Below are 23,790 nucleotides of genomic sequence, written 5' to 3' on the forward strand. Positions count from 1 at the left end.
GCCCTCACCCTAATGGCCCTCCAGCAGCCGCTGCCCCACGTACTCCCCCTCGCCCGCCCCGCCCGGCACGGCGAACAGTGCGCTCGACTCGTGGCGGATGAACTTGGAGAGCGCGTCGCCCCGGTCGAGCTTGCGCTGGACGGTGACGAAGCCGCGCAGCGGGTCGGCCTGCCAGCAGACGAAGAGGAGCCCCGCGTCGGGCGTACCGTCCGCGCCGATCCCGTCGTGGAAGGAGAACGGGCGCCGCAGCATGGCCGCGCCCCCGTTCTCGTCGGGGCGGGTGATCCGGGCGTGGGCGTTGATGGGGACGACGAGATCGCCCTGGGCGTCGACCTTCTCCAGGTCCATCGCGGTCGTCTCGGTACCGCCGCTGAGCGGCGCCCCGTTCGACTTCTTCCGCCCGACGACGTCCTCCTGCTCCTTGACCGACAGCTGCTCCCAGTCGTCGAGCAGCATGCGGATCCTGCGTACGACGGCATAGGAGCCGTTCGCCATCCAGGACGGTTCGCCGGTGGCGGGGACGAAGATGCGCTTGTCGAAGTCGGCCTCGGACGGCTTGGGGTTGCGGGTGCCGTCGATCTGGCCCATCAGGTTGCGGGCGGTCATGGGCTGCGCGGTGGCGCCCGGCGACCGGTTGAAGCCGTTCATCTGCCAGCGGACGCGGGCCGCGCTGCCCGCGTCCTTCTGGATCGCGCGCAGGGCGTGGAAGGCGACGAGGGCGTCGTTGGCGCCGATCTGCACCCACAGGTCGCCGTTGCTGCGGGCCTTGTCGAGGTGGTCGGAGGAGAACTCGGGCAGCGGGTCGAGCGCGACCGGGCGCTGCTTTTCCAGCCCGGTGCGGGCGAAGAAGCCGTATCCGAAGCCGAAGGTGACCGTCAGGGACGACGGGCCGGCGTCGCGGGCGACATCCGTGTCGTCGTGCGCGGCGGCCTCGCCCGCCATGAGCCGCTGGGCGGTGTCCGACCAGCGGCGCAGCAGCGCGGCGGCCTCGGTGCGGCCCGCGCCTGCCACCAGGTCGAAGGCGACGAGATGGCCGCGTGCCTGGAGGCCGTCGGTGATGCCCGGCTGATGTTTCACGTGAAACATCGCCCTGTCCGTGCCCACCGAAGTGAGCGGGAGGGACTGGCCGGAGGAGCCGGCGGAATCGGATCCGGAGCCGACGGTATAGCCGGTGGCCCCGCCCGCCGCACCGAGCACGAGCCCGGTGGCACCGGCGGTACCGAGCAGCCGCCGGCGTGAGATGCCGGGCTCCCCGTTCTCGTCGGTGCTTCCGGGAACGCTTTCCTGGTCGTTTTCCTTGGTGGACTGGTCAGACATGGTGCGGGTCAGCCGATCTGCGCGTTCTTGGTGACGGTCACTTGGTCGATGTCGGAGGTCCGTACCGTCACGGCGATCTTCCAGGTGCCGGCCATGGGGATCTGGACCTCGTTCGCCGTCCAGTGGCCGGTGGCGACGCGGTCCGGGTTGACGGGCAGCGGGCCGATGTCCTGGGCGGTGAGGGTGAAGGCGACCTTGACCTCGGGCACGTCGAATGCCCGGCCGTTGGGCCGCTCCACGTACACGTGCATGACGTTGCCGCCGACGCGGGCGGGGTTGATGTCGAGCCGGACGAGGCCCTTGCCGTCCTGCCCGCCGGTGTCGAAGGTCATGTCGAGGGTCAGCGCGCCGGTCCCGACCGAGGAGTCCGACGAAGAGGACGACGACGAGGACGCCGCCGCGGCGGACTTGGCCTCCTCCTCCGTACGGCCCGGTTCGGTGGACGTCAGCACGGTGGTGACGGCGAGCAGGACGACGGCGATGCCCGCCTCGGCGAGCACCGAGCGGCGCAGCCCCGTGCGCAGGGGGTCGGCGTCGCGCAGCCGCTTCACGCGCGCGGTGTCGACGGCCGCCTGCTGCCGGGCGAGCTGGGCGGCGCGCTTGGCGTCCCCGCCCTTGACGGCTCCGGCGGCGACCGGTTCCTTCTCGGCGTCGGCGGTCTCGTCCTCCGTACGCTCCGCCGTCACGGCCTCGGCGGTCTCCGGCAGCTGGGTGGTCCAGCGGCGCGAGATGTAGGCGATGCCGACGAGGACGATCACCAGGCCGATCTTGACGAGCAGCAGCTGGCCGTACGAGGTGCCGGTGAGCGCCGACCAGGAGCCGACCTGGCGCCAGGACTGGTAGATGCCGGTCGCGACCAGTGCCAGCACGCTGCCGAAGGCGAGGCGGGAGAAGCGGCGTACGGCCGAGCCCTCGATCGGGGCGTCGGCGGGTGCCCGGAACAGCGCGACCAGGAGTGCGGAGAGCCCGCCGAGCCAGAGGGCGACGGCCACCAGGTGGACCACGTCGACGGGCATCGCGATGCCCGCCTGGAGGCCGGTCGAGGCGTGCTCGGCGAGCGCCCAGGTGGCGGCGAGGCCGATCGCGACGACACCGCCGCCGATGGCGAGCCCGAAGGTGAGATCCCGCTTCGCGGTGGCGTCGTACGCCGCGTCCTCGTCGTCCTCGTCGGCGTCTTCCAGCTCTTCCTCCGGCCGGGCGTACGCCCCGAAGAGGACCGCGATGAAGAGCGCGCCGGCCGCGAGCAGCAGCAGCCGGGAGACGAGCGCGGCGCCCGTCTTGGTCTGCAGGACGTCGCCGAGGAGGCCCAGGTCGAAGATGTCGCCGACCTTGCCGGAGCCGGTGTACGAGCCGCGCATCAGCAGCAGGGCGAGCGTGGCCGCGGTCATCGCGAGCCATCCGGCGGCGACGAGCCGCTGGAGCGCCCGTACGCCGGCGCCGCGCTGCCAGCAGGCGAGGACGAAGGCGGCGCCGCCGACCATGACGATGAAGCCCGCGTACGAGACGTACCGGCCGAAGCCGTAGAGGGCGCCGACGACTCCGCCGCCCGCCGACTCGTCGGAGACCTTGACGGAGGTGACGGAGGGGGCGCCGATGGAGAAGGTGTAGGCGCCGGCGACGGGGTGGCTGTCCGCCGAGACGACCTGGTAGGCGACGGTGAACGTGCCGTCGGGCAGCCCGGAGTGGAGCGGGACGCCGTACGTCGTGCCGCTGATCTCGGCCGCCTTGCCGGTGTCGACGCGCTTGCCCTTGGGGTCGAGCACGCGGATCGAGCCGTCGGACAGCGCGACCTTCTCGGAGAAGGTCAGCGTCACCTGGTCCGGGGCCTTGTCGACCACGACTCCCTGCGACGGTGAGCTGCCGGTCAGCGCCGCGTGTGCGGAGGCAGGCGCGGCGCCGGCCAGCCCGGCGAGCAGCGCGCCGGCGATCGCGAGGAACAGCAGCACCAGGGGCCGTACGCGGGGGGCGATGGTCTGTGTCACGGTGATCCCTCCCTCGGTCTCAGTGTCCGGTCTTCGGGTTGTACGTCGCGGACTTCACCGGCATCTCGACGGTGATCGGCGAGGTTTTGGCAAAGTGCAGCTGGACGGCGACCTTCTCGCCCTCCAGCGGCTTGCGCTTGAGCTGTTCGAACATCAGATGGTCGCCGCCGCTCTGGAGGACGAGTTCGCCGTGGGCCGGGATGTCGAGGCTCTTGGCCTCCTCCATGGTCTGCCCGACGGTCTTGTGCACGGTGACCTCGCCGGCGACCTCGCTGGTGACGCGGGTGAGTACGTCACCGGCGGCGCCCTTGTTGGTGATGACGAGGAATCCGGCGGCCATGGTGTCCGAGACCGGCTGGGGCATGTAGGCGGAGCCTACGGAGAGTCCGGCGTCGTCGTCGGACCCGGAGTCCGAACTCCCGCACGCGGTGAGGGCGAGCGCCCCGGCGAGCACCGCGGCCGTCACCAGGGGGAGGCGCCTCACGGGTTCTGCCCCTTGATGATCTTCGGGAGGTCCTTGGTGTAGTCGTCGACGGTGGCGTCCTCGCCGTACAGGACATAGCCGCCGTCGGTCTTCGGGGAGAACGCGATGACCTGGGTGCCGTGCATCGAGATCGTCTTGCCGTTCTTGTCCTTCGACGTCGGCTCGATGGAGATGCCGAGGGTGCGGGCGCCCGCCTGGATGGTGGCGAAGTCGCCGGTCAGACCGACCACCTGGGGGTCGATGCCCTTGAGCCACTTGCCGAGCGCGGCCGGGGTGTCCCGCTTCGGGTCGGTGGTGACGAAGACGATGCGGAGCTTGTCCTGGTCGGCCTTGGACAGCTGCTTCTTGGCGACGGCGATGTTGCTCATCGTCAGCGGGCAGACGTCGGGGCAGTTGGTGTAGCCGAAGTAGACGAGGGTGGGCCGGCCCTTGGTCTCCGCGCGGAAGTCGTACTTCTTGCCCTGGGTGTCCGTGAGGACGAGGTCGGGCTTCTCGAACGGCTGGTCGAGGATCGTGGCCGCCTTGTCCGAGCCGGACTCGACGGAGACATCGGCGACGGACGTGTCGGAGTCGTCGCCGCTGCCGCAGGCGGAGAGGGTCAGGGTGGCCGCGACCAGCAGGGCGGAGGCGGCGAACAGCTTCTTGCGCATAAGGAGAGGTCCCGGAGGTGTTGTTCGTGGGAGGTTCGGTGCGCCGACAGGTAGGGCGGGTGGGGGCGTACGGGACAACCGCACGCCCCCGGCGCGCACCGGAAGGTGAGCGAGGGTCAGACGGTGGTGCGGCGACGGCCGGCCAGCACGCCGAACGCCACGCCCGCGACACCGACGACGATGCCCACGACTGCCATCACGCGCGCGGTGGTGTCGCTGCTGTCGGCGGGCTCGGCGGCGGTGGTCGTGGTGTTCGCGGCGGGCTCCGCGGAGGCCGCCGCCTCGGTCTCCTCCGTGGACGAGGAGCCACCGTGGTGGCTCTCGGTGGCGGCGGACAGGGCCAGCACCGGCGCGGGGTTGTCGGGCTCCTCGGCGCCGTCCTCCTGGACCTCGATCCAGCGGACGACCTCCTTGTTGGAGTACGTCTGGAGCGCCTTGAAGACGAGTTCGTCGGTGTCCTCGGGCAGCTGGCCGATGGAGAGCGGGAACTTCTGGAAGTAGCCGGTCGGGATGCCCTTGCCGTCGTTGGCGGTCCAGGTGACCTTGGAGACGGCCTCGGAGATCTTCTCGCCGTGCAGCTCGACGGGGGTGGCCAGCTTGGACGTGGTGACCTTGGCGGTCCAGCCGGGGACCGGCTCCGGCATCACCGAGGCGAGCGGGTGGTCGGTCGGGAAGCTGACCTCGAGCTTGGTGGTCGAGGCGTTGTCGCGCTCGTTCGGCACCTTGAAGTTGACGGTCGCGTAGCCGCCCTTGGCGGCGGTGCCCTCGGCGGACACGCTGACGTGCGCGAAGGCCGGACCGGACAGGACGAGGACGGTGGCGCCGGCGAGGGCACCGGCGGCGGCGATACGGGAAACCTTCATGTCGGAAGGCGCTCCACTTCGGTGAGGTCCGAGGGCCCGGGGAGATCCGGGAGGCCTCGGAGAGGGTTCGCGGAGGAAGAGGGACGCACGTGCGGAACGGTGCACACGCGCGTGTGCCGCACGACGGCGGCCTCCTCGAACCCCCGGACCCTCGGATCCGAAGACCCTGGGGACCCGACGGGGAGCGGTCGCGTCGTGTCAGGCGGCGAGCACGAGAGCGCCGGCCGGCGGACCGCGCCGGATCACCGAGTGCTGGAGCGCGGTCGCGGGCGGCCTCAGGGGTACGAGGGTGCACGCGCGCGGGACCCGCGGTGCCGTACCGGGCGTACCCGGAAGGCCCGCACGGAGTGCACGCGCCAGCGCGAGCGCCCCGCGCAGGGAACGTACGAGCGCCCCCTCGGCCACGCCGTGCGCCGACAGCCGCATCAGCCGCAGCAGCGCAAGGTCCCCGTGCCGCAGCACCCAGCCGGTGGCGACGGCCGCGAGCAGATGACCGAGCAGCATGGGCAGCGACGGCAGTACGGAGCTGAGGGACCCGGCGGAGGAGGCGAGGGAGTCCGCGGAGTGGCTCATGGACCCCATGTCGGAGCCGGCGCCCATCCCGGTACCGCCCGTCCCCGTACCGGTGGTCGTGCTGATCCGGGCGTCGGAGAGGATCCGCTGGGCCTGGGCCGGGCTGATCGCCGCGAGCGGCGCACCGCACAGCAGCCGGGCGGCCCGGGCGACCAGGGCGGTGTCCGTCGCGGCGGCCGTCGAAGCCGAAGCGGCCGCCGACGTGGCGGTGTGCTGCCCGAGCCCGAACAGGGTGTGCAGGACCGTCTGCCCGACGGCCAGCAGGGCGACGATGCCCGGCAGCGAACGGGTCCGTCCGGCGAGCGGTGCCGCGCATGCCAGGACCCCGAGGAAACCGGCGCCCAGGGTCCACAGCGGAACGGAGGCGCAGGAGGCGAGGGTGTGCCCGGCACCGGCCAGCACGACACAGACCGCGGCGAACACCGCGGCCCTCAGCATCCGGAGTGCGCTTCCGGAGGGCGCTGTGCGCCGGCGGCGGGCAGTCATGGCGGGCTCATCATCGCACTGGCCCCACGGTGCCCATAAGGCAGGTCCACAAGGTGGTGTACGGCCGGGTAACACCCCGTACAAGCGGGTACAAGCGGAAGACGACTTCTGCGAATCGAAGCCCCACATACACCGATTGGAGCCCGCAGTGCATCCCCCGTATGGGCGGCATCACGTCAACTGCGTGCTTACACACCGGCACTCGCGGCAATACGTACAGGTATGTCGAGCCGCGGCCTGGAGGCTGGAGCATGAGCATCTGGTGGTCACTCCATCTGCGGCGCGAGGCTGCGAGCGTTCCGCTCGCCAGACGCCTGCTGCTGGGCACGATGGAGACGGCGGGCGTCGACCCCGACATCTCCTACGACCTCTCCCTCGCGCTGAGCGAGGCCTGTGCGAACGCGGTCGAGCACGCCGGTGACACGGCGCACGGCGACTCCCGCGGGGCCTATCGCGTCACCGCGTACCTGGACGGCGAGAAGTGCCGCATCGAGGTCGCCGACTCGGGCCCCGGCTTCCCGGCGAGCCCGATGAACACGGCGAGCACGGCCGGCCCGGCGCTCACGGAGGCCCCGCGCCGCCCGGTACCCGTCGCCGCCGTCCCGTACGACGCGGAGCACGGCCGGGGCCTGTCGCTGATCGAGGAACTCGCCGACCACGTCACCATCGGCAACAAGCCGGGCCGGGGCGGTGCGGTGGTCAGCTTCGACAAGATCCTCAAGTGGCGGAAGGACGCACCGCTGATGGCGGTGTGACGCCCTTTCCGTCGATGTCATGACTCCGGAGATTCCGGTCTGCATGCTGACCGGACGGGAATCGGCGCGACGTCGGGCCACGGGGGGCTGACCATGGCGTGGACGGTACGGGCGGGGGACGGACGGCGGCTGTCGGTCGAGGAGCGGGGCGATCCGCAGGGCCGTCCGGTGTTCCTGCTGCACGGCACCCCCGGCAGCAGACTCGGACCCGCGCCGCGGCCCTCGGTCCTCTACCGCATGAGGGTCCGGCTGATCACGTTCGACCGCCCGGGATACGGAGGTTCGGACCGCGGTCCGGGCCGTTCGGCGAGTGCGGCGGCCGAGGACGTCCGCCTGATCGCCGACGCCCTCGGGATCGGCAGGTTCGGGGTGGTGGGCCGCGCGGGCGGCGCCCCGCACGCGCTCGCCTGTGCGGCGCTGCTTCCGGAGCGCACGGCACGGGCCGGCTCACTGGTCGGGCTCGCCCCTCCGGACGCCGCCGACCTGGACTGGTTCGACGGTATGACCGAGGCCAACGTCCACGCGTACGTCAACGCCGCCGCGGGCCGGCACCGGCTCACCGCCACGCTGGGGCGACGCACGCGGACGATCCGTGCCGATCCGGCGGCCTCCATCGCCGAGATGCGCAGCGGACTGCCCGAGTTCGACCGTTGGATCATCGCGGACGCCGGCATCCGGGCCATGCTGGAGTGCAACTTCGCCGAGGGGCTGCGCAGTTCCGCCGACGGCTGGGTGGACGACGTCATGGCGTTCAGCACCGGCTGGGGCTTCGAGCCCTCGGGCATCACCGCCCCGGTCTTCCTCTGGCACGGCGAGGAGGACATCTTCGCCCCGGTGGAACCCACCCGCTGGCTCGGTCGCCACATCCCCGGTCCCGCGTCGAGGTCGAACGCCACGCCGCCCACTTCGGAGCGCTCCGTGTGATGACCCGCATGATCGGATGGGCCTCCCGGCACGAGGAGTGAGTCCGGCGGGTGGGCCCGGCGGACGACCCCGGTCCATGAGCTCCACGCGCCCCCTCACACCTGCTGTGGCTCCAGGTCCCGGTCGATCCGCAGCCACCCGACCGCCGCCGTGCTCAAGGGGTGCGTATCGCCCAGGCGGTGGACCAGTCCGGTCTGCGCCTCCTGGTGGAGCTGGGTGGCCTCCTTGTCGCGGCCCAGCTGGCGGAGGGTGACCGCGAGGTTGGCCATGCTGCTCAGGGTGTCGGGATGGATGGGGCCGAGGCGCCCCCGCAGGCCGGTCACGGTCAGCCGCTCCCAGCGCTCGGCCTCCTCCGGGCGACCGAGGTCGGCCAGGGCGTTGGCGAGGGTGGTCCCCGTACTCAGGGTGGACGGGTGTGCGTCGCCGAGCGTCGCCGCGAGGCCGGCGCGGGCCCGTTCGGCCAGTTCCGCGGCCTTCTCCGGCTCGCCGAGGGCCCGGTGACAGATCGCCAGGTTGTTGAGGCAGAACATGGTGAACGGGTGCTGGGGACCGAAGGAGTTCCGGTAGCCCTCCTGCACCTCCGCGATCTGCTGCACCGCCCGCCGGGCCCCCTGTCCGGGGTCGGTGGCAAGGTAGTCGGCGGCGAGGTTGAGCCCGCAGGCCAGTTCCTCGGGGATGGAGCGGCCGTACCGGTCGCGGTAGCGGGTGTGGGTCTCCCAGGTCTGCTCGCTCAGACGCAGCGCCTCCTCGATCCGGCCGGCCCTGCGCAGGGACACGGCGAGGCTCTTGTCGACCCGCAGCACCTCGGGGACGTACGGGTTGAGCACCTGCCCGAAGTTGTCCCTGACCTCGCGCAGGATCTCCACCGAGTCGTCGTACTCGCCCAGCTCCCTCAAGTCGCGGGCGTAGTGGCTGCGGGTCGTGAGGGTGTACGGGTGCAGCGGGCCGTCCAATGCGGTACGGCGGCGCACGGTGTCCTCGTCGAGATGCAGGGCGGCCTTGCTGTCCCCGGTGAGGCGGTGGTCGATGGCGAGGTTGTTGGCGGAGCGCAGGGTCCGGGAGTCGTCCTCGCCGAAGATCTCGCGGAATCCGCTGTAGATCCGCCGGTCCAGCTGCAGCGCCTCGTTGAAGCGCCCGAGGGCCCGCAGGTCGGCGGCCACACTGCCGGAGGTGATGAGCAGGGAGGGGTGGCCCTCGCCGAGGAGCCGGCGCTGTGCGGCCAGGGTGTCCTCGTCCATCTCGCGGGCGGCCTGGTACTCGCCCTGGGAGCGCAGGATGTTGGCCAGCTCGAAACGGAGGTTGAGGATCTGCTCGTCGTTGGAGTCCGGGAACTCGGTGCTCCAGAACTCGTTGAGCTGCGTGCCCAGGGTGCGGGCGACATGCAGTTCGCCGCGCTTCCACAGATAGCGGATCCGGTCCACCATCAGCTGCCGGGGCTCCTCCTCCGCGCACTCGCGGATGTTGGAGGGGACCAGATGCGGCCAGATCACCTCGAACTCGTCCCACTTGGCGGGGTCGTCCACCGCCCCCTCGGGCGGCCGTACGGCGGCCAGGATGCGGTGCACCTCGTGGACGGTGTCCTCGGCCACCTCCGGGGCCATGCTGTCGCGCACCGCGGACTGGACCAGCCGGTGCACCTGGATGGAGTTGTCGGTGGGGTCGACCTTGGCCAGTGCGAACCTGCCCAGCGACTGGATGACCTTGCCGAGCATGTAACGGGCGCGCAGGTCCTTGTCGTAGGGCAGCAGCGCCTTGATCATGGGGTCGCTGCCGACCAGGGTCATGGAGATCGGTTCGGCGGACAGGAAGCTGCACAGTTCGAGCAGCCGGGCCGCCGCGGGCGATTCATGGCGCAGCCGGGTGATCGAGATGTTCCAGGTGGCGCCCACGGGGGACGGGTACTCCACGGCGTCGACGGCGGCCGGCACCGACAGCACCCGGGTGCTCTGCTCGCGCAGCTGCTCGATGTACTCGCCGACGGGCGTCGCGGTTGTCTCGAGCCAACCCGCCGCGACCGCGATCGCCAGGGGCAGGTCTCCGACCGCGTCGGCGACCAGGGCCGCGTCCTCCTCGCTCAGTCCCGGAACCCGCCGGGTCAGGTGCTCGACGCTCTCCTCCCGGGTGAAGACGTCGACCTGGAGCGGCCGTACCTGGGTGGAGGTCGGCTTGGTGCGGGTGGTGACCAGGAGATGGCCGTAGACCTCGTCCGGGATCGGGCCGGTCAGCTCGCTGAAACGGTTGATCACCAGGTCCAGGTCCTCGACGTTGTCGAAGACCAGCAGCCAGCGCTTGTACGGGCGGGCGGCCCTCAGCGCCTGGAGCGCGGCCTCGACGGCCTCGGACACGTCGTCGCCGATGCTCGGGTCGAGCCGACGGCCGAGGTCGGCGAGCTTGGGCGCGACCAGGCCGGGCTGTTCGGCGTCGACCCACCACACCAGGTCGTAGTCCGCCCTGAAGCGGTTGGCGTACTCGCGGGCCAGATGGGTCTTTCCCACGCCGCCGAGACCGTGCAGCACCTGGGGCAGCCGCTGTCCGGCGGCGACGGCCACGAACTGGCTGCGCACCTGCTCCAGGATCGGCGAGCGGCCGGTGAAGGACCGGTAGCGGGGCTGGACGTTGGACACGCTTGTGCTGGTGTTCGGGAAGCGTGTGCCGTGCGGGCGGACGACCGTCTGGGGGGAACCGGGGCGGCCCAGACCGGTGAGCAGCGCGGTCGTCGCGGTCTCCTCGTCCAGTCGGGCCAGATCGATGGTGCCGCCCCGGCTCGTGTGCGGGATCTGCTGCACGTCCCCGACCCGCAGGGCGACCGGCTGGTGCTTCTGCGAACCGCCGAAGTGCACCGTGGCCTCCCAGGCCGCCATGGCCGTACGGGAGCTGAGGAAGGTGGGGGAGACCACGGCGAGCACCCGGTGCGAGCCGCCGGAGACGGCCTCGCCGCCGATCTCCAGCGTCGTCATCGCCCGCACGTCCTGGGAGACCACATCGAACCGCGCCTCGCGCAGCACCGACTCCAGCCAGGCCACCCACATCCGGTCCTCGGAGACGTACTGCAGGAGCAGCTTCGACGGCGGCAGGGGGCGGCGGCGGGTGTAGGCCGAGAGGTACTGGTTGCGCTTGACGTCGTTGAGGGGTGGCAGGGAGGACACCCGGCCCGCGGTGACGACGGAGGTCAGCCGTTCGCAGGCGGTCAGCATGGAGCTGGCGACCTTGGGCGGGTCGCCGAAGGGGGCGAGGATCTCCTCGTAGGCGTAGTAGGGGCGGTAGGGGATCTCCACCGCGCCCCAGTAGGCGTCGAGTTCCTCGGCGTCCAGGCCGCTGGGCAGGCCCTCGAAGCGCTCCCGGGCCAGCGCCCGGCCCGCGTCGACCTTGTCCTTCTCGCCGTCGTCGATGCGCATGGCGACCGGGAGGATGCGGATCCCCTTGTCGCCGTAGCGCTCCTCGATGGCCCGTACGACCTCGGCGGCGCCGCCGAGGCTCTGGTCGCTGAGGGTGTAGCAGACCACCAGGGTGCTGGGCATCTGCACGGTGCAGATGTCGGCGAGGTCGCTGTGGCCGGTACGGCTGTCGATCAGTGTGTAGTCGTAGTACCGCTCCATGTCCGAGCGCATCGCGTCGAAGAACTGCCCGCCGCCGTAGCTGCGGTAGAAGCTGTCCCAGTCCATGTTGCCGACGATCGGGTAGTCGCGGTGCTGTACGCCGGCCGACAGGAAGTCCAGGCTCCCCGGCTTCGGGAAGGTCCAGTCCAGGGAGATGGCATGGGGGCGTACGCGGGCGTAGCGGCGGTGCCAGTCCGGCTCACGGTCGGGGAGGTCGCGCAGTGCCTCGCGGCGGTAGTCGTCGATCAGGTTGATCAGGCCGGGGGTGGCCCGCAGTAAGGAGGGCTTGAGGAACGGGTGGAAGAACCGGTGCAGGCCCGGGGCCTCCAGGTCCCAGTCGACTGCGAGCACGCGATACCCGTTCGCGGCCAGGATCCAGGCCACGTTGGCGAGCGCCATGGTCCGGCCGGTCCCGCCCTTGTACGAGTAGAAGGTGATCACTGAACCCTTGTGGCCCTCGGTCATGGAGCCCTCCGTTGTGTCGGCCTTGCTCTTCCCTCGTGCCGTGACTTCCGGTGTTCTGTGCGCTTGAGGCCGCGGGGCTCGGGTGTCACGCTCAGGAGTCCGCAGGAGTCCGCAGGAGGCGCTCGGTGCTCTCGGGTCATTGGTCTGGGCTGGGATCCATGTGTGGGAATCTCTGCCGCCCACACCAGGGAGGTCCCGCTGAATCACTCAGTGTTACGCGGTGCTGTGGAGAGTGGCTTTGGCACGCCAGGCGTGGGCCTCCACTGAGTTTCCTTCTTCGTCCAAGCTGGTGGCATGGGTGAGAATGATGTCGATATGAGCTTGCGGCCCGGGCAGACCGTACGCGTCGAGTAATACGGCTCGGGCGCGATTGAGGAGACTGTCAGCCGATTCGGCGGCCTTCTGCCTCCAGCCATGGGCACCCGCAGCTTCTCCACGGGCACTGAGACGTGCCGCAAGGGCTGCTGCAGCTCGTGGATCGCCTCGCTCGGCGATCAGCCGAAGCCAGTACTCCGCCTCTTCCGTTTCCGCCGACTCGCCTCGTTCGAGAAGTGTTTCGGCCAGGCCGAGAATGACGTTGGAAATGCCGTCGTCAGCGGCTTCTCCCGGCCAGGGCTGAAAGGATTGAGGCGACTCCTCCAACTTGGTCAGGGCGAACTCCGCCCCGCGGCGAAACCAGTCGAGGGCGCGATCGGTCTCGCCACGTCGAAGACAGATCGTCGCCAGGTTCTCGATGGCGCCTGTGTGGCCGAGGAGTGCTCCGCGCCGGTTCCAGTGTTCGGCTTCGTCGAGGTCGCCCCGCTGCATGAGCAAGTACCCGAGGTTCGCCATCGCCCTGGCGTCTTCGAGCTCAGCTGCCTGGCGATACCAACGTTCCCCCTCAGCCAGGTTGCCCTGACCGACCATCCTCAGACCGAGGCTGACTATGGCGGACGTGCTCCCACGGTCAGCAGCCTGCCTCAGCCAGGTGACGGCTTCGGCCGAGTCGCCTTGCTCGTGAAGGCAGGACGCAAGTCCCGTCATTGACGGAAGGAAACCTCGCTCGGCGGCTCGTCGGAACCAGGCCGCACCCAGCTGATGATCTCCGCCATCGGTGTGGATTCGGCCGAGCCAGTGCATCGCTTGCACATCGTCATCGTCTGCCGCGCTGCGCCAGGCTCGCTGGGCCATCTCGGTGTTGCCGGCCCATTCCGCGCTGACCCCGATGAGTGTCCGTATGGACGGCTCGACTTGTTCGATAAGGGATGCCCACGTCTCCTCACGGGCCAGCATGTGGTCCACCACGCCCTGACCAGCTCCGTACGAGTGCTGCACCAAGACATCGGACACACGGAAGCCGTCCACTACTCCCGGACGGGTGATCGCTTCACTCAGGGCACTGATTCTGCCCTCGATCGGACGGATTGCCCATGTGAGGGCAGGCGGCAACCAGTCCGTGGATTGCGGGGCCTTGCTCTGCTCTGCCAGATACAGGACAGCCAGGGATTCCAGGACGTTTCTGGGGATGGGCTCCGGGTAACCACAGCGCCTGGCCACGACCGCTGCAGTGATCAAGGCTTGGCCGTTCGGGTCCCCTGACGTCTCCAAGGTCCAGCGTTCGATCAGATCCGGTGCACCGGCCAGCGTCGCAGTGACCCTTCCGTCCTGTGATCCAGCCAGTGCGCTGGCAATGCGCGGGTCGATCTCGGCGAGTGCTCGGGCGCGCGAGAGCTCGTCTCTTGTCAGCTGGCTGTCGACATGGAACCGGATGGCGCGTTCCGACGTACCGCTGCGGGGCGACCATCGAGCCAGCATCTTCACCACCTGCTGGGCGTGGGTATATCCGATGGCCTGCTCGACATGGGGACCGGTTGTCTCATCCTCGGGGGAACTCCCATGGAGCAGTCGGTCCAGTTCCTCTGACCGTATGGTGGCAGCGAGGAGCACGGGTCCGCTGCGCCCCAGGATCAACTGGCGTACGGAACTGGCCGTCAAGGTCTCGTCGGCGAAGAAGTTCTGAAGCTCGTCCAGCCATATGACGGACTGCGACAGGTCCACGCCGTCCTCGACGGCTGCGTTGAGTTGTGCGCCGGTTCCCACCTTCGGAACCAGCCAGTCGGGCACTTCTGTCCGCAGCGCCTCGTAGAGGCTTCTTGTCTTGCCTGCGGTAGCGGGACCGACCAGCACGATCAGTCCGCCACTCCTGGTATGTCCCTTGATCCACGCGCGAATGTCCGCGTCGATTCTGCGTTCGATGTACTCAGGCAGGTTGCCCGACAGGTCCGAATCCGCAGTCTCGGGCAGCGGAATGGCCGGATGAATGCTCAGAGCCAGCTGATGTCCCGCGTCAACGACCAAGGGTGCCTGCCGGAGGAGTTCACCACGCGTGACGGAGCGCCGGTTCAGTTGCTCGACGGCTGCCGCCCACCGGAACCCAAGAGCCTCCATAGCCCGCTTGCCCAGCATGGCCAGGACACCGACTATGACGCCGGCACCGATCTTGACCCATGTCGGTCCATGTACTCGGTCGGCAGCGAACAGAGCCGCAGTGGCGAGCAGACACATGCCTGCTGCGACAACAGACGCTATTTGCCACTGACTCCGGCGCTTCTCCCCCATGGAATGAGAGTTGCCCACTCTTCTGATCCGGAAAGCGGATTTACTGCCAGAGTTGTTGGCATCCGGGCGGAGCCCCAGAGCTCGTCTTGGGCCCGATCACCGACGACTTGTCGGCCCTTGCTGGAACTGTGGGACTCACTGTTTGTGTGAGGCGGTCCGCGAGGGTCTTGCCCATTGCCTGAACGAAGCGATCGCCCTGTTCTGTCAGGGCGTCGGACGCGGCGAGGGTGTCCACCGCCCGTGCCGTCTGTTCGCGCCAGTGGGCGAACTGGGTTTCCGTTGCGTGGACTTCGGTACTCGCCGCAGTCCGCCTACGCGCCTGCCAGTAGTCGACGACGGCGATGTGTGCGTACGTCCCCTGGAGCAGGCCTTCCAGCGGTCGCGGATCGGGGCGCCAGGGTACATGGAACATTCGTTCGCAGCTGGGATCGTACAGGTCCGTCAGATCGAGTAAAGCGCCCAACTTGACGTGCTGGAACTCGTGAACCAGAAGACACGCCAGGGTCTCTGGTGTCCCGGGCTGTGCGATCGCAACCGCGCCGAAGGCGTCCCGGGCCGTAGAGCTGATGTCCGTCCCTGTCTCGGCTTTCCGCAATGGAGTGACGGCCCTCAACCCCGTTGCGAGCCCGGGGGCGTACGCGGGCAGCTCTCGCCGGATCCATTCCCACGCGGCGGACAGCTTGTTCTGCCATTCCTCGACCGCTGCCTCGGAGAGTCGTCCCTGCAAGGCGTAGCCGTGGGTGTCCCGCCATGGATCGGTGTCCTCCAACGCGACTGCCCAACCTTCCAGTTCGAACCTGCGCAGGCTCAACCACGCCGGATCCACCACGCCTTGGCGCTCCACGAGGTGCTCCCGCCCCCCGACCCGCACGGCGAAGCCGTCGCCACCCCCGATGACCTGAGCTTCCGTTGCGTTGTCCACCAGCAGTGCCCCCAGGGTCGGCAGTCGCAGTGCTCCGGAGAGGACGGGAACAGTCACTGTGCCCGGCCGTCCGGCCCGCACCAGCGCTGCCGCGGTGATCTCCGCCACCCCGCGCATCGCGATCGGCCCGGCCTGCTCGTTGCCCTGTAGGACCCGCAGGGCCCAGGGCCGCAGATAAGGGTGGGCCAGCACCGCGTCCACCGACTCCGGTGCCTCGGCGTCGAGGACCGTCAGGGTCTCCCAGGCCGCCGTACCGGTCTCGTCGTGCGGACATGCGTGCCATACGGCGCCGAGGAGTTCGCGGTTCACGGTGAGCTCGTGGAGGGCCAGCACCTCCACGGCATCGACTCCGCCGAGACCGCTGGCGAGCTCGCCGAACTGTGCTTCATTCAGGGAAAGTCGGGGCACTGGCATCCTCTGGACTTCCCTGTCGCGGACCCCGGTGATGAGCTGTTTCAGGTCTGCGCAGTACACGGACGGGTTCATGAACTCGCCGGCGGTGCCTCCGGAGCGGTAGCGGTGCGCGTACAGCCCTCCACCGCACGACTGGACGACCTCACAGGTACGGCAGGTGTCGCACAGCCCGTCCAGCCCCTGTTGCCGGGCGACGATGCCAGGGTGTGCGGCCATCTCGTCCAGCGAGTTGGCGCTCACGTTCATCCCGGTGCCGGGCGCTCCGTCGTACGCGGTCTTCAGCGAGTCCGCCTGTTCGAGCGAACCGTCGGTCTCGATGACCGCCAGTTCGACCGGGGCCAGCCCGAGTGACTCGGTGAGACTGCTCGCCCCGCGCAGGGTGCGTAGGACGGAGTCGAGAACCCGTACTCCCATGGGTCGGTCCGCGGCGGTCCAGCGATCATGGACGCTCAGCAGCCAGTCACCGTACGAGATGCTGTCGGCCGGGCGTGCCGGCGGCTCGTCCCAGGTGGCGTGGGGGAGCAGGAAGTCGACGCGAGGTGGGTTGAGTTCAGCCAGTGCGTCGTAGACGGTGGCGGGGTCGTTGCGCAGGTCGATCGTGCAGAGAATGCCGGCGAAGAGGTGCCGGTAGCGGGGGCGGCTCAGAAGTTCGATCGCGTGAAGGACTCGGCCGTGGCTGCTGCGACCGTTGCGATAGCGGCGGTGCAGGTCGTTGGCGGCGCGGTCGCCATCGAGCGAGATGCCGACCTTGATGTCGAACTCCGCGAACAGGTCGCAGAACTTCTCGTCGAGGGTGATGCCATTGGTGTGGATGCGCAGATCGAGGGCGCTGACGCCGGACAGGGCGGTCTGTAAGTTCTCCGCCGCCTGGCGCAGTCTTGCCCGGCCGGCAAGGAGAGGCTCCCCGCCGTGCAGGACAACGTGAACGGTGTCGAGCTGATGGACGCGGGCGTGCTCGGCGATGCGCCGAGCGCTGATCTCCAGCAGATTGCTGGAGATCACCACGGGACGGCCTTGCCAACTCTGGTCCGCGTGCTCGAACACATAGCAGTGATCACATGCGAGATCACAGCGGCTGTGCATCTTCAGTACGAACTGGCTCAGTGGGTGCGGCGACGGGTCCATGAGTGCACTGGTCGATTCAGGATCGAGAGCGATGGTTCAGAGGAAGGATTGGAAGCTCCCGCCCGAGACTCGTGCGGGTCCCTGCCTCGGAGCGAGCCCAGACAGGAGGCGGGCTACGGCAATGGTATGGAAACTGCCGACTTCGGCGGCGAGTTGGACCAGCGGGACTCGCTCGGGTCGGGCTATGGATGGCCTGCTCTGAACATTGGCTGAGGCGTTGGCGGTCGTTTTGATGGCTGACCCCGATCTTCTCTGTGTCCGTCGGACGACGATCGAGCATTCCAGAAGAGGTGTTGGAATGGTTTGCCTGGGGGAATGGGTTCGACTGTCCGAGGACGGCGCTGGGGAGACATGAAACCACAGCACCAGGTCTGTGGATTGCGTAAATCCGGGCGGCGTTCCTGATCATTCTCGAGTGGCTTGGACTGGCCGCGCGCTCCCGAGCGGGCTTCAGGATGCTCAGCATTCTCAGCCTACCCACAGCCCCCGCCCAAGGTTCTGACGGTCTGCGTTCCTACCGTCCCGATCATGACGGGAAACCACAAGGACACAACGATCAGCCGGCGCCGCGCTCTCGCGGTGACCGGAGGCACGGTCGCCGCAGGCGGGCTCGCGGTCGCGGGCTACCAGTCGGCCTTCGCGGACGAGGCGACGACCACGACGACGGCCGACGCCACCGCGTCCGCCACGGCGAGCGAGAGCACCGGCACCTGCGTCCTCATGTCCAGCGTGACGGAGGGGCCGTACTACCTCGACAACGCCCTGGTCAGAAAAGACATCACCGAGGGCAAATCCGGCGTCCCGCTGACGCTGCGCATCACCGTCCAGGACACCACCGAGTCCTGCGCCCCGGTGGCCGGCGCGGCCGTGGAGATCTGGCACTGCGACGCCTGGGGCTACTACTCCGGCTACACCACCGCCAACCCCGGCGGCTCGGCCCCCGCCGAGAGCGAGGACGGCTCCACCGCCAACGACAACACCTATCTGCGCGGCTACCAGGTCGCCAACGCCAACGGGGTCGTCAAGTTCGAGACGATCTTCCCCGGCTGGTACACCCCGCGCACCTGCCACATCCACGTCAAGGTGCACACCGGCGGCGCGAAGGAGGACGGCACCTACGAGGGCGGCAAGGTCAACTACACCGGCCAGTTCTTCTTCCCCGACGACGCGGCCGAGGCGATCTTCGCCCTGGAGCCCTACTCCCAGCACACCGGCAGCTACACCACCCTCGACAACGACATGGTGTACGACGGCGGCGGCACCTCCAGCGGTCTGCTCACCCTGAAGCCGGTCCACAAGAAGGACGTCTCCAAGGGCTACAAGGGCTTCATCACCCTGGGCATCGACCCGGACGCCGAGAACACCGGCGCGGGTGGCGGCGGTGGCGGCGGTACGCCCCCGAGCGGCGAGCCCCCGACGGACGCCCCGACCGAAAGTGCCTCACCGTCCGCCACGGCCTCCTCGTAAGGTACGGACATGAGCAGCCGTGAGGACGAGGCGCTGGCGCTGGCCGCCGTTGACGCGCTGACCGGGCAGCTGGCCCTGGCTCCCAAGCCGGGCCTGCCCGACCCGCGCGATCTCGACGCCCGCGTGACGCGCAAGGACCAACTTGCCCTGCGCTGGTCGGCCAAGGCGCTCGCGCCCGGCCTCGCGGCCATGGCCGCCGCGGCCCGCCGTACCGGCGAACCGACACCCGCGCTCCGTACGGAGCTGGGCGCGATCGGCCGGTCCACCGAGCACTCGGTGGCGCTGGCGGGCGGCGGCCACCGGGGTGCCCTGTGGGCGCTCGGCCTGCTGGTCGCGGCGGCGGCCATGGACCCCAGGGCCAAGGCACGCGATGTCGCCGCGGCGGCCAAGCGGATCGCCTCCCACCCCGACAAGCGCGCCCCGCGCAGACCCTCCCGGGGTTCCTCGGTGTCGGCGAAGTACGGCGCGGCCGGCGCCCGCGGCGAGGCGAGGGCCGGATTCCCGCACGTACGCCGGGCGTTGGACGCCCTCGCCACCGCCCGCTCCAACGGCGCGACGGAGCCGGAGGCCCGCCTGGACGCCCTCCTGACGGTCATGTCAACGCTCCAGGACACCGAACTCCTGTACACAGCAGGCCCCCACGGCCTACGCCACGTCCAGGCAGGCGCCCGCGAAATCCTGGAAGCGGGCGGCACATCGACAGAGGCCGGCGCCAAGGCCCTGACGGCCTTCGACACCGACCTCCACACACGCGGATGGAGCCCAAGAGGCAGCGCAGGCCTCTTCGCAGGCGCTCTCTTCCTGGACTCCCTCCCGGTAACCCCCTAAGGGGCGCGGGGCTGTGACATTTGCGGCTCTGCCGCGTGGGCGCGACAAGCCCCCACCGGCCGGGCAGCCAAAACTCAACCCTTGAGCCGAGCCATCCAAGCCTCGACATCATCAGAACGCCGAGGCAGCCCATCCGACAGATTCCGATTCCCGGACTCCGTCACCAAGATGTCGTCCTCGATCCGAACCCCGATCCCCCGATACTCCACAGGCACAGTCAGATCATCAGCCTGGAAATACAACCCGGGCTCAACGGTCAACACCACCCCCGGCTCAAGAACCCCGTCCACATACGACTCAACCCGCGCCGCCGCACAGTCGTGAACGTCCATCCCGAGCATGTGCCCAGTCCCGTGCAGCGTCCACCGACGCTGCAACCCCAGCTCCAGCACCCGCTCCACAGGCCCCTCGACAAGCCCCCACTCCACGATCCGCTCGGCCAGCACCCGCTGCGCCGCATCGTGGAAGTCCCGGTACTTGCCACCCGGCTGCACCGCCGCGATCCCGGCCTCCTGCGCGTCGTACACCGCGTCATAGATCTTCTTCTGGATCTCGGTGTATGTGCCGTTGATCGGCAGAGTCCGCGTGACATCGGCCGTGTAGTACGTGTGCGTCTCGACGCCCGCGTCCAGCAGCAGCAGCTCACCGGAGCGCACGGCCCCGTCGTTGCGCACCCAGTGCAGCGTGCAGGCGTGCGGCCCGGCCGCGCAGATGGAGCCGTAGCCGATGTCGTTGCCCTCGACCCGCGCGCGAAGGAAGAAGGTGCCCTCGATGTAGCGCTCGCTGGTCGCCTCGGCCTTGTCCAGGACGCGGACCACGTCCTCGAACCCGCGCACGGTCGAGTCGACGGCCTTCTGCAGCTCACCGATCTCGAACTCGTCCTTGACCAGCCGCGCCTCGGACAGGAAGACCCGCAGCTCCTCGTCGCGCTCGGTGGTGACCTTGTCGGTCAGCGCGGCCTCGATGCCGGCGTCGAACCCACGTACGACGCGCACCGGACCGGTCGCCTCACGCAAGGCGTCCGCCAGCTCGCGCACGTCCGAGGCCGGAATGCCGTACACCTGTTCGGCCTCGGTGAGTGAGTGCCGGCGGCCTACCCACAGCTCGCCCTGCCCCGAGAGCCAGAACTCGCCGTTCTCGCGGTCGGAACGCGGCAGCAGATAGATCGTCGCCCTGTGACCGCCGTCGACCGGCTCCAGGACGAGGACGCCGTCCTCCGTCTGGTTGCCGGTCAGATACGCGTACTCGACCGACGCACGGAACGGGTACTCCGTGTCGTTCGAACGCGTCTTCAGATTGCCCGCGGGGATCACCAGCCGATCGCCCGGGAAACGCGCGGAGAGCGCGGCGCGGCGGGCGGCGGTCTCGGCGGCCTGCGCGATGGGCGTGAGGCCCGTCAGCTCGGTGTCGGCCCAGCCGGACTTCATGTTCTCGGCCAGCTCGTCGGAGACGCCCGGGTACAGGCCGTTCTTCCGCTGCTTGATCGGCTCCTCAGACTCACTTTCCGGGGTCTCCGGAACGAGTTCGTCGGCCACGGTCATCCTCCTAGATACGGCACTGGACCTCGTCCATCGTACGGTCGTACGGGACAAGGCCCAGAGGCGCGAAAGGTGACCGGCAGCTCACTCGAACCGCGCCGCCAGCAGTACGACGTCCTCCTGGCCGTCCGACGCGTCCACCTCGTCCGGCAGCATGCTCCGCAGGACGTGGTCCGCGACCGCGCCAGGATCTTCGCGCAGCCCCTTGGGGACGCTCGCCGCCGCCGCGTGCAGCCGCGAGAAGGCCCGGTCCACGGGCTCGCCCGTACGGTGCAGCAGCCCGTCGGTGTAGAGCAGAACCGTCTCGCCGGGTTCCGTCCGGAACTCCACGCTGGGCGCCTCCCAGCAGGCGAGCATGCCGAGCGGCGCCGACACGGTGGTCTCCACGAACTCCGTGCGCCGCTCGCCGATCACCAGCGGCGGACAGTGCCCGGCACCGGCCAGCGTGACCTTGCGCAGCGCGGGCTCGCAGTACGCGAACAGGGCGGTGGCGCAGCGGGCGGGTTCGGTGAGCCGCAGCAGCAGCTCCAGGTCGGAGAGGACCGCCACCGGGTCCTCGCCCTCCATCACGGCGTACGCGCGCAGGGAGGCCCGCAGTCGGCCCATCGCGGCGATCGCGCTGGGCCCCGAGCCGGTCACCGCGCCCACGGCCAGGCCGAGGGCCGCGTCCGGGAGCGGCAGCGCGTCGTACCAGTCGCCGCCGCCGCGCGGGCCCGTGCGGTGCCGGGCGGCGAGCTGGACGCCGGCCACCCGGGGCAGCCGGGCGGGCAGCAGCTCCTCGGAGATCGTCGTCACGCACGCGCGCGTGCGCTCCACCTCGACCAGTCGCGCCAGGTGCTCGGTCGCGTACCGTGCGTACAGGCCGACGAGGTGGCGCTGGCGTTCGACCGGCTCCGCGGGTTCGTCGTACAGCCAGACGGCCGCGCCGAGGCGGCCCGCGGACTCGGTGGACAGAGGGAGCGCGTAGCTCGCCGCGTAGCCGAGCCGGGCGGCCACCTCGCGGTGGCGGGGGTCGAGACCGTCCTCGGCGAGGAGGTCGGGGTGTGTGATTTCGCTCTCGCCGCCGGGCAGCCCTGCGGCTGTGTCGAGGAGCTGTCCGTACGGCATCGCGCCGCGCGGGATCGTCTCGATGTGTCCGAGGTCGGCGCGGGCGAGTCCCAGGCCGATGGTGGTGTCGGGGCCGAGTCCGTCACCGGGTTCCAGGACGACGAGACCGCGCCGGGCGCCCACGAGGGCGGCTCCGGCGCGCAGCAGTTCCTGGAGGGCGTCCGCGAGTGCTGCCGTGCGCGCCAGCCGCTCGGTGAGTTCGTGCAGGGTTGTGAGGTCCGACACCCACCCGGCGAGGCGGTCCTGGAGGAGGATTCCGGGGTCGTTCTGGCAGGTCAGCGCGGGTGTGTCGGCAGGGGTTGCCGGGGCTACGGGCGCGGGCGCGACAGTGTGTGCGGGCGAGGGAACCGTTGAATCGATTCCAGCCACTTTCGGGAGGTGAGGGGCGTTCATGGCGTCCGGCCTTCCGACCGGCGCGTATTGCTCAATAGCATCGCAAACCCCCATGTGATTCTGCGCCGCTAGCAGTGTCTCCACATGTACACGCACTCGTGAGGGGATGTCCAGCATTGTCCTGCCGGGATTCCTGGTGTCCATGGGTTTCCCGGGGTCCCCTTGCGAAAAAGCAAAGTTGGCTTAAAACTGACTCGGGTAGCGGGTTATTGCGGTCGACTGGCCTGGTTCGACGGAGCGTCACAGCGGTCTTGGTGGGTACGTACTCGGAGAAGGCCAGGGGTGGTTGTGGAACCGCCCGGAACCTGGCGACGGACCCGGGCGTCTTAACCACCGACGGCCGTGCCCCATCCTCCCTTGGCGGAGGCGGAGAGAAATACGCGGGACGGCAAAACGCCAGACTCCGCCACCCCGCGCCATGCCCATGCTTTTGGTGAACGCAGTATGGACGCGGACGTAGCCAACGATCGGCGCTCGGCGCACTAGGGGGCTTCCCCTTGCCTCTCCCCGGGGCGTGATGCGCCAAAAGGTACGCACAGTGAAGTGATCGACACATGGTGTGATGTGGCCCACGGTGTTGCCAGGCGTGCAACGGAAAGGAACGAGCGCTCATGCGCGAGATCCTCGGAAGGCTCGGAAGGCGACGCAGGCTCCTGTCCCGGCGTGATGGCGGCGGGAAGCCTGAAGTACTCGGCGCGGCTCTGACGTTCGCGGCCGAATGGCAGTGGCCCGTACTCCCGGGCGTGGCACCGGACCCACAGGGGCGCGCGCGCTGCGGCTGCCCCGATCCGGAGTGCACGGTCCCCGGTGCTCACCCGTTCGACCCCGGCCTGCTCGCGGCCACCACCGACGAGCGCATGGTGCGCTGGTGGTGGACGAACCGGCCGACGGCTCCCATCATCCTCGCCACCGGCGGCGCGGCCCCGTGCGCGGTCAGCCTGCCGGCCCCGGCAGCGGCCCGCGCGCTCCATGCCCTGGACCGCATGGGCATGCGCCTGGGCCCGGTCGTCGCGGCGCCCACCCGCTGGTCGCTGCTCGTGAAGCCGTACACGATGGAACAGCTGGGCGAACTGCTGTACGCGAAGGACTTCGTGCCCGGTTCCCTCCGTTTCCACAGCGAGGGCGGCTACATCGCGCTGCCCCCGTCCGAGACCGGCCTGGGCCAGGTCCGCTGGGAGCGCGCACCGCTGCCCGGCTCGGCCTCGCCCTGGGTACCCGATGTCGAGGCCGTGGTGGACGCCGTGGTCGAGGCTCTCACTCGTACGGGTGTGAGCGCGCCCGAGTTGTAGGGGTGTCGGGCGCG

The 23,790-nt window shown here is 69.7% G+C and carries 15 protein-coding genes and 1 pseudogene; 5 read left to right on the plus strand and 11 right to left on the minus strand.

Annotated elements, in window-relative coordinates; all coding sequences use genetic code 11:
- Positions 1-9 precede the first annotated feature (9 nt).
- From efeB to ACWCRB_RS20880, 6 genes are all read right to left on the minus strand, one after another.
- Positions 10-1,317 carry an iron uptake transporter deferrochelatase/peroxidase subunit gene (gene efeB / locus ACWCRB_RS20855; RefSeq protein WP_450997438.1) on the minus strand — a complete coding sequence of 436 codons (1,308 nt, stop codon included), beginning with the start codon at positions 1,315-1,317 and terminating at the stop codon, positions 10-12.
- 8 nt (positions 1,318-1,325) lie between these two features.
- Positions 1,326-3,299 carry a copper resistance CopC/CopD family protein gene (locus tag ACWCRB_RS20860; protein WP_450997439.1) on the minus strand — a complete coding sequence of 658 codons (1,974 nt, stop codon included), beginning with the start codon at positions 3,297-3,299 and terminating at the stop codon, positions 1,326-1,328.
- Between the two features lie 19 nt (positions 3,300-3,318).
- Positions 3,319-3,783: a copper chaperone PCu(A)C gene (locus ACWCRB_RS20865; RefSeq protein WP_450997440.1), complete on the minus strand. Its 465-nt coding sequence runs from the start codon at positions 3,781-3,783 to the stop codon at positions 3,319-3,321.
- A complete protein-coding gene (locus tag ACWCRB_RS20870; protein ID WP_450997441.1) occupies positions 3,780-4,433 on the minus strand; it encodes an SCO family protein in 654 nt (217 codons plus the stop codon). Before ACWCRB_RS20870 ends, ACWCRB_RS20865 begins: the two co-directional genes overlap by 4 nt.
- Positions 4,434-4,549: 116 nt before the next feature.
- A complete protein-coding gene (locus ACWCRB_RS20875; protein WP_450997442.1) occupies positions 4,550-5,296 on the minus strand; it encodes a YcnI family copper-binding membrane protein in 747 nt (248 codons plus the stop codon).
- Between the two features lie 198 nt (positions 5,297-5,494).
- The gene (locus ACWCRB_RS20880) at positions 5,495-6,355 is read right to left on the minus strand and encodes a hypothetical protein (protein ID WP_450997443.1); all 861 of its coding nucleotides are present in this window, start codon (positions 6,353-6,355) and stop codon (positions 5,495-5,497) included.
- A gap of 251 nt (positions 6,356-6,606) precedes the next feature.
- Between ACWCRB_RS20880 and ACWCRB_RS20885 the strand changes: the two genes are divergently transcribed.
- Both ACWCRB_RS20885 and ACWCRB_RS20890 read left to right on the plus strand, forming a co-directional pair.
- Positions 6,607-7,110 (plus strand): ATP-binding protein, encoded by a 504-nt coding sequence (locus ACWCRB_RS20885; RefSeq protein WP_450997444.1) that lies wholly within the window; start codon positions 6,607-6,609, stop codon positions 7,108-7,110.
- Between the two features lie 93 nt (positions 7,111-7,203).
- A pseudogene (locus ACWCRB_RS20890) lies at positions 7,204-8,075 on the plus strand (alpha/beta fold hydrolase).
- A gap of 54 nt (positions 8,076-8,129) precedes the next feature.
- Here the strand turns inward: ACWCRB_RS20890 and fxsT are convergent.
- From fxsT to ACWCRB_RS20905, 3 genes are all read right to left on the minus strand, one after another.
- Positions 8,130-12,095 (minus strand): FxSxx-COOH system tetratricopeptide repeat protein, encoded by a 3,966-nt coding sequence (gene fxsT / locus ACWCRB_RS20895; protein ID WP_450997445.1) that lies wholly within the window; start codon positions 12,093-12,095, stop codon positions 8,130-8,132.
- A gap of 213 nt (positions 12,096-12,308) precedes the next feature.
- Entirely contained in the window at positions 12,309-14,693 is a 2,385-nt protein-coding gene (locus ACWCRB_RS20900) for a tetratricopeptide repeat protein (protein WP_450997446.1), read from the minus strand.
- A gap of 40 nt (positions 14,694-14,733) precedes the next feature.
- Positions 14,734-17,154 (minus strand): FxsB family cyclophane-forming radical SAM/SPASM peptide maturase, encoded by a 2,421-nt coding sequence (locus ACWCRB_RS20905; protein WP_450997447.1) that lies wholly within the window; start codon positions 17,152-17,154, stop codon positions 14,734-14,736.
- Positions 17,155-17,682: 528 nt separating this feature from the next.
- On the opposite strand from ACWCRB_RS20905, the gene ACWCRB_RS20910 reads away from it, so the two are divergent.
- Positions 17,683-18,621, plus strand: coding sequence for an intradiol ring-cleavage dioxygenase (locus ACWCRB_RS20910; RefSeq protein ID WP_450997448.1), 939 nt, complete (start codon positions 17,683-17,685; stop codon positions 18,619-18,621).
- 9 nt (positions 18,622-18,630) lie between these two features.
- On the plus strand, positions 18,631-19,449 hold the full coding sequence (locus ACWCRB_RS20915; protein WP_369029070.1) for a triphosphoribosyl-dephospho-CoA synthase: 819 nt from the start codon (positions 18,631-18,633) through the stop codon (positions 19,447-19,449).
- A gap of 74 nt (positions 19,450-19,523) precedes the next feature.
- Here the strand turns inward: ACWCRB_RS20915 and ACWCRB_RS20920 are convergent, their stop codons facing one another.
- Positions 19,524-20,990 carry an aminopeptidase P family protein gene (locus ACWCRB_RS20920; protein WP_450997449.1) on the minus strand — a complete coding sequence of 489 codons (1,467 nt, stop codon included), beginning with the start codon at positions 20,988-20,990 and terminating at the stop codon, positions 19,524-19,526.
- A gap of 81 nt (positions 20,991-21,071) precedes the next feature.
- Entirely contained in the window at positions 21,072-22,604 is a 1,533-nt protein-coding gene (locus ACWCRB_RS20925; protein WP_450997465.1) for a PP2C family protein-serine/threonine phosphatase, read from the minus strand.
- A 494-nt stretch (positions 22,605-23,098) separates the two neighbouring features.
- Here ACWCRB_RS20925 and ACWCRB_RS20930 point away from each other — a divergent pair, with 494 nt between their 5' ends.
- Positions 23,099-23,776, plus strand: a complete 678-nt coding sequence (locus ACWCRB_RS20930; protein WP_450997450.1) for a bifunctional DNA primase/polymerase — start codon at positions 23,099-23,101, stop codon at positions 23,774-23,776.
- The last annotated feature ends 14 nt before the right edge of the window (positions 23,777-23,790 follow it).

The sequence above is a fragment of the Streptomyces sp. NPDC002156 genome (genome assembly GCF_053593675.1).

Excerpts from the sequence above, each read along its gene's own strand:
- ACWCRB_RS20900 (WP_450997446.1), bottom strand. The coding sequence starts at position 14,693 with ATGGGGGAGAAGCGCCGGAGTCAGTGGCAAATAGCGTCTGTTGTCGCA.
- ACWCRB_RS20930 (WP_450997450.1), top strand. The coding sequence starts at position 23,099 with ATGCGCGAGATCCTCGGAAGGCTCGGAAGGCGACGCAGGCTCCTGTCC.
- ACWCRB_RS20905 (WP_450997447.1), bottom strand. The coding sequence starts at position 17,154 with ATGGACCCGTCGCCGCACCCACTGAGCCAGTTCGTACTGAAGATGCAC.
- ACWCRB_RS20925 (WP_450997465.1), bottom strand. The coding sequence starts at position 22,604 with ATGCTGGACATCCCCTCACGAGTGCGTGTACATGTGGAGACACTGCTA.
- ACWCRB_RS20880 (WP_450997443.1), bottom strand. The coding sequence starts at position 6,355 with ATGACTGCCCGCCGCCGGCGCACAGCGCCCTCCGGAAGCGCACTCCGG.
- efeB (WP_450997438.1), bottom strand. The coding sequence starts at position 1,317 with ATGTCTGACCAGTCCACCAAGGAAAACGACCAGGAAAGCGTTCCCGGA.
- ACWCRB_RS20870 (WP_450997441.1), bottom strand. The coding sequence starts at position 4,433 with ATGCGCAAGAAGCTGTTCGCCGCCTCCGCCCTGCTGGTCGCGGCCACC.
- ACWCRB_RS20920 (WP_450997449.1), bottom strand. The coding sequence starts at position 20,990 with ATGACCGTGGCCGACGAACTCGTTCCGGAGACCCCGGAAAGTGAGTCT.
- ACWCRB_RS20915 (WP_369029070.1), top strand. The coding sequence starts at position 18,631 with ATGAGCAGCCGTGAGGACGAGGCGCTGGCGCTGGCCGCCGTTGACGCG.
- ACWCRB_RS20885 (WP_450997444.1), top strand. The coding sequence starts at position 6,607 with ATGAGCATCTGGTGGTCACTCCATCTGCGGCGCGAGGCTGCGAGCGTT.
- fxsT (WP_450997445.1), bottom strand. The coding sequence starts at position 12,095 with ATGACCGAGGGCCACAAGGGTTCAGTGATCACCTTCTACTCGTACAAG.
- ACWCRB_RS20910 (WP_450997448.1), top strand. The coding sequence starts at position 17,683 with ATGACGGGAAACCACAAGGACACAACGATCAGCCGGCGCCGCGCTCTC.
- ACWCRB_RS20875 (WP_450997442.1), bottom strand. The coding sequence starts at position 5,296 with ATGAAGGTTTCCCGTATCGCCGCCGCCGGTGCCCTCGCCGGCGCCACC.